General features: G+C 57.9%; 2 protein-coding genes and 1 pseudogene. 2 read left to right on the top strand and 1 reads right to left on the bottom strand.

What is annotated here, in order from left to right; genetic code table 11:
- Positions 1-1347 (top strand): phosphopantetheine-binding protein (locus ACF8AM_RS23105; protein ID WP_392557915.1); only part of this gene is annotated, 1347 nt, incomplete at its 5' end.
- 148 nt (positions 1348-1495) lie between these two features.
- On the opposite strand, the gene ACF8AM_RS23100 is transcribed toward ACF8AM_RS23105, so the two are convergent.
- Positions 1496-2908 (bottom strand): hypothetical protein, encoded by a 1413-nt coding sequence (locus ACF8AM_RS23100; protein ID WP_392557914.1) that lies wholly within the window; start codon positions 2906-2908, stop codon positions 1496-1498.
- Positions 2909-3141: 233 nt separating this feature from the next.
- On the opposite strand from ACF8AM_RS23100, the pseudogene ACF8AM_RS23095 reads away from it, so the two are divergent.
- A pseudogene (locus ACF8AM_RS23095) lies at positions 3142-4309 on the top strand (MATE family efflux transporter); the annotation flags it as partial.

Here is a 4309-nt window from a genome sequence, read left to right as displayed (position 1 = left end):
ACGTTGCAACAGTTCACGGATCGATTTGCCAACGCTGGTTTTCGCGGTGAAACGTTCTGTCCTTGTTATGGATTGGCTGAAGCGACGTTGATGGCAGCCAGTTGTCGCTCGGGGCAGGCACCGATTTTGTTGGACGTCGACAAAGACGAATTGACGCATGGCACCGGCAGTGTCATTCGACAAGCAACGCTCGGCAAAGCTTCGTCCGACGAGACGCCGGCAACCACGCCCAATGAATCCACGGTTCGTCAATTGGTGAGCTCGGGCAGGTCGGCTCACGCGATGACTGTGTTGGTGGTCGACGCGGCGACGAAACAGCAACAACCCGATGGCGAGATCGGTGAAATTTGGTTGGCCGGGCCATCGATCGCCGCGGGGTACTGGCAACGCGAAGAAGTCACGGCAGACGTCTTCGGTGCGACGCTTGCCGGTGGGGACCCGTCGGAAACGTTTTTGCGAACAGGCGATTTGGGGTTCATGCACGACGGCGAATTGTATGTCACCGGGCGCAGCAAAGACTTGGTGATTTTGCGTGGGCGAAACTTGTTCCCGCAAGACATCGAAGCGACGGTCAAAGGTTTGTCGCAAGCCAACGTGTTGCAGTGTGCGGCGGTTGCCACGACGGGACGGACAGGCGATGCCCTGGCCATCGCAGCGGAAGTTTCTCGCCACGTTGATTCCGAAGAATTGCCCGACATCGTGCGTCACATTCGCCGGGCCATCATTGATGATCACGAAGTCGATGCTCGCCAAGTTCTGATCACTCGGCCGGGCGGAATCCCCCTGACGACGAGTGGCAAGGTCCAGCGGCAGCAGTGCCGAGCGATGATCGAAGCCGGCGAATTGGCCGCTCGTTATCAATGGTCACGCAATCGTTTCATTGACGATTCGGAATCGGTGGTGCTTCCAGAATTGCCGACCCGTGTGACTCGGGAAGAGATCCCGGAAGCGACCGAAAAAATCACCGCATGGCTGTTGGCTTGGCTGTCCGCCCACAGTGGCGAACAGATCCACGAGGACGGCGAACAAGCTGGCCGCAACGTTTCGCTGACACCTGAAACGCCATTTGCCGAAACGGGCATGGATTCGCTGACTGCGGTTGAGCTGAGCAGTGAGTTGGAAGACTGGTTGGGGATCGAGCTGACTCCTGTGTTGGCGTTCAACTACCCGACCCCTGCACGCTTGGCAGCGTATCTGGCGGAGACGTTGGCTGGTGGCCCGGAACAAGAATCCGCGGCGGATGAATTCGATGGCGCCAACGGCGACATTCAATCGGACATCGAAGCGTCCGATTTGTCGCCGGAAGAACTGGAGGCCCTGTTGAGCGAAATCGAAAACGAATCGTAGTCGATGGAAGCTTTCAACACAGTCGAACATTTGTCCCCAAATGTTTGCGAGGGATGTGTCCGTTGTTGGGGCACGTTGAGCGGTGGTTGTTGATTTTTTGGCGAGGGCGGTGTGATTTTGCGTTTTGCCTCTCCAGGTGGAACCTGGCCTACGGGATGGGGTGTGGTTTTTGGCGGATTTGACTGACAAGCACGACTGCGATCCATACTGGCAACCAAACGGCGGCCGCGTCGGAGAAGCGTCCAATCGGTGGGCCGGTCAGCGACACAAACGCGATCTTGAACAGCCAGTAGCTGAGTGCCAACCAAGTCAACGCGGCCAGCCCAGCTTGGTTGTTTGATTGCTCGCCAAATGGTTCGGCGGTCTGCGTGGTCCGGAAACGGATCGAGGCGACACAGGCGGCGACGGCCAGCCCCATGGTGACGACGAAAAAGATCGGGTGCATCAGCATGTCCGCCACCGATCCCCAAACTCCACGTCGGACCGCCAACGCAATCCAACGCAGGTACCGAACGGGATAGCTGCGAACGATCGTGCGATCGAGTTCTGCAAGCATTCGATGTTGCTCGACTCGTTGCATGCCCAGCGACAGGTCGGAATTCATCGGCGATCGATTTGCGACAGCTTCCGCGGCAGGGATCACAATCATGTACGTCATCGCGTCCCAGCGATTTTCAATGGTCGTGTACGAGTCCGCGCGTGGGGCCGCATCGGCGATCGGACGAAGGTCCAAACCATCGGCAGCGACGCGGTCACCGGCCGCCATCTCGATGCGACGATCGGCGATCTCTTTTCCAAGTTCGCCCAGTCGACCTGGCAAGGCTTCCAGTTCTTCCGCGTCGAGCAACTGAGTCGTCACGGCAGCCATGTTCTGATGCCCAAACGGCAGCACGCCAAAGTCGTCCACTGTGACCCATCGAAACGAGCACCACGCGAACAACGCGATCACGGGCACGGTACCGACCGCGATCGCTTGAATCAGTCGCCGAGAAAAAATGACGTTGGGACGCACCAAGACGCTGAGCATCACCCAGGGGATCAGAAACAGATACGCGGGGCGAAGGGCGATGACCAGCGTTGTCATGACACCCAGAAGCATGCCCGATCGCAGTGTCAGGTCGGTTCGCCAGATTCGTAGCACACCGATTCCGGTCATGGAGGCCAGCGACATCGCGGGGGCGTCGGTCGCGATCGTGTTGACGTGATCCCAGAACGTGCAGCCAACCGCGAAAACGCTGGCGGCGATGGCAATCGTTCGCCGCGAAAAATCCCAGGCTGACAATTCCACCGCTAAAAAGCCGACCGCGATTGCCTGCAAGGCGATGTGAAGGATCACCAACGCTCCGTTTGAATTGGAATTCACCAGCGTTTTTGCGAATTGCACCAAGACGGGGTAGCCGGGCGTTCGGATCTGGGTGGCGATCGCTTCGGCGGATTCGAACGAGTACTCGGTGTAGCTGGGTGAGTCGGGAACCAAGTGTGGAGCGAACCGATTGGTCATCCGACATGTCCCCATCAAGATGATGAAGGCGGCCAGCGATATCAGGGCGAAGTGTTTCATGCGATTTAGCTTAACCTGCCGGCGGATGAACGCGATGAGTCCTCATTGCCAGACTCCGAGCCAGCTTGGTCTGATTCGCCCGCAGGAGGACTCGCCTGCGTTTGGGAACTGCAATTGCTGCCTCTTCCGAATGCTTGGCGAATCCGGCACCATTTCGCGGGACCGCTTGGAGCGACGTATCGACTCGCACTCCGCTTCCTGATGCACATCCACTCTCACCCGATCATCCCTTCATGATTCCCGCCCTCAAGGAAGTTCTCCGCGTCGCGGTTCCGTTGATGGTCAGCACCGGCATGTTTTCGCTGGTTCTGTTCGTTGACCGAACGCTGTTGTTGTGGCACGAACCCTCTCAGATGGGAGCGGCGATGGCGGCGGGAAATTTGTTTTGGGTTTGTGTTTGCGTGTTCGTTGGCATCGCGTCGATGACCAGTGCGATTGTCAGCCAATACATTGGGGCGGATCAGCCCAAGCGAGTCGGTCAATTGCTTTGGCAATCGACATGGTTCGCTCTCGCGACGCTACCGTTTTTTGCCTTGGTGGGCAGTTTCGGTGAGACTCTTTTTCGATTCACCGACCAACCGGAACATTTGATTCCGATGCAGGCGGCTTACTTTCGCATTTTGATGTGGGGTGGGGCGGGTGAAGTTTTGCAGACGGCGCTCTCGGGGTTCTACAGCGGCACGCACCGGACTCGCACGATCATGTTGGTTTCGCTCGCGTCGGGTGTGTTGAACTTGCTGCTCGACGTGTTGTTGATCTTTGGAGTTGGCTCGCCCGATCCCGAGACAGGACTGCGGTTCATGGAACTGGGCATCGCTGGCGCCGCCATCGCCAGCACGCTGTCGTTTTGGTTCAAAGCGGTCTGCTACGCGGTGTTGCTGATGAAGCCCATCGAGCGAGAACGCTATGGGATCTTTCGTGGCGTTCGTTTCAACCGTCGGATGATGTAGCGATTGATCTACTTCGGTTTGCCCGCTGGGTTGATGTACGTCACCGAAGCGGGCGGCTTCACCGTCATCGTTTTGCAAATCGGTCGACTCGGCGACGTGCCACTGCAAGCCACCACGATGGCGATCAATTTCAACATGATCGCGTTCATTCCGTTGGTTGGCATGTCGATCGCGGCATCGGTCTTGGTCGGCCAGCACTTGATTCGGACGGGGCCTGGACCGGCGATTCGCTGTGTGATTGCGGCATTGGCGGTCGGCTGGGCGTATTCGATGGCTTGGGCGATCGCGTACCTCTTTGCTCCGGGCGGTTTGATCGCGTTGTACTCGCTGTCGCCGACGGGCGTGGACAGTGAGATGGCGTTTGATATCGCCGAAAAATTGCTTGGTTTCGTGGCGATCTATGTCGTCATGGACGCCACTCAATTGATTTTGGCAGGCGCACTTCGCGGTG

Origin of the sequence: Rhodopirellula sp. JB055, from assembly GCF_043100905.1 — a bacterium.
Taxonomy (GTDB): domain Bacteria; phylum Planctomycetota; class Planctomycetia; order Pirellulales; family Pirellulaceae; genus Rhodopirellula.
Note: the sequence above shows the minus strand (reverse complement) of the source record. Positions and strands in the feature narration are given on the sequence as shown.